Source organism: Rhizobium sp. P1_E1 (assembly GCF_056406015.1).
On the sequence record NZ_JBFUAY010000454.1, the window covers coordinates 1 to 1,810 of the forward strand.

The 1,810-nt window shown below is 56.5% G+C and carries 2 pseudogenes; both read right to left on the reverse strand.

What is annotated here, in order from left to right:
* Nucleotides 1-254: 254 nt before the first annotated feature.
* Nucleotides 255-828: pseudogene (locus tag AC1D1Z_RS37020) on the reverse strand (IS6 family transposase); the annotation flags it as partial.
* A gap of 283 nt (nucleotides 829-1,111) precedes the next feature.
* Nucleotides 1,112-1,810: pseudogene (locus AC1D1Z_RS37025) on the reverse strand (IS110 family RNA-guided transposase); the annotation flags it as partial.

Genomic DNA, 1,810 nt, shown 5'->3' on the forward strand with positions numbered 1-1,810 from the left:
CCCTCGCTTTACTTTTGCAAACGTCATCACTGAAAAAAGTCGTCTACGACAAGGCAAGCCGGCTATTTCTGAATGGCGTGATCATCACTGGGTCTGGCGTTTTTCTGGCGATCCTCATTGACACGTTCCAGTTGCTGATGGAGCGTTAACCGACACTTGGATTGTGTCAGGCGAAATGAGAAACTGACCCCCTAACGAAATGAAGAAGTGCCCCCTCGTTTCACAACGAGGAGAGATGGATGACGAGCTTGATTTCAGCGCATCCTGCATTGTCGCGAACGATGCAGGGCGAAGGGCACTGTAAAGTTATCAGCGGATTGATGCAGCGATAGCTGGCCGGGACGGCTGTCAGGCTGCGGCGACACACGCGATTTTGTTCCAGATTTGCATGGCGGCGTTACGCAGGTCTCGATGTTGAGCCGATGACAGCGTATTGCGGGGAAAGTGGAACAGGTTGGCAATCGGATCATGGATGGAAACGAACCGCTGAAGCTGGCGTGCCGACTTGAAGCGTTTCATGGTCCTTTCGCGTCGTCGGGTCGGCTGGTGCGAATTTTCCGCTCGATTATTGAGGCCTTTGTGCGACCGGTGTTCGACACCGGGCATGAGGTCGCGCCTGGCGGCATCATAGGACCGGAGCTTGTCGGTGATCATGACCCGTGGTGTCCGCCCTTGAGCCTTCAGCAACTTACGCATCAGACGCTTTGCCGCCTTGGCATTTCGGCGGCTTTGCACCAGTACGTCGAGGACGAAGCCGTCCTGATCGACCGCACGCCAGAGCCACTGCTTCTTGCCATTGATGGCCACCACACATTCGTCGAGATGCCATATGTGGACGGCCCCCTCCTTGCAAGAACTCTTTGATGATTTGATCGGATTTCTTGCGTTCATATGTCCGGCCTTTTGTTGCGTTCACACATGAACGCTGGCCAAGATGGGTTCCGCGACGTGGGTTCCAAACACTTGATCGGCCTCGTTGGGCCACTGGCATCTACGGAGTGTACCGCGTCTCGGATCGATCGATCACACCATCTAATCGTTTCCTGCAAGTTCACGCATCAGCTCAGCACGGTAGCGTCTGTATCCTGTTCACCGTGACCGACTGATCTCTTCACGCCGCGCAGGCCAGAGCCGGGCGCGCAGCATTGCCCTTGTAAGCCTCGCCGGTCACCATCATTTTCCAGGCGATCCTGGCGATCTTGTTGGCCAACGCGACAGCCGCGAGTTTTGGGGCCTTGCGCTTGAGCAACTCGATGAGCCAGAGCGAAGCGTTCCTGCCTCTTCCCGCTCTCACCTGTCGAAGCAACGAGGTTGCACCCACGACCAATGTTTTGCGCAATGCCTCATCGCCGGCCTCGTAATGATACCGAGCCTGACTTTGCCAGCAGTCGAATGATCCTTGGGCGTCAGGCCCATCCAGGCGGCAAACTGCCTTCCAGATCTGAACTGTTCCGGTGCCGGCGCTTTCATCACCAGCAAGACCGCGCCGATTGGTCCGACACCAGGGATCTTTGCAAGACGGCGACATCATTCATTGTTGCGATACCAAGCCATCAGTTTTGCCTCCACCTCTTTCAGGCGMTCACCCAACTGCGCAAATTCCTCAACGAGAGACGCGAACAGCTCACGCGCCACAGCCGGAATGCTTTCATCAATCATGATGCGTTCCAGAAGGAGCGGAAGATGAGACATGCCTTTGGCCGCGGTCAGCCCGAACTCAGCTGGATAGCCACGAATCGTATTGGCAAGCTGCGTCTGTGCGGCGACAGCGCGCTCGCGCATGCCCACCAGCATCAGCGCGGCTTGCTGA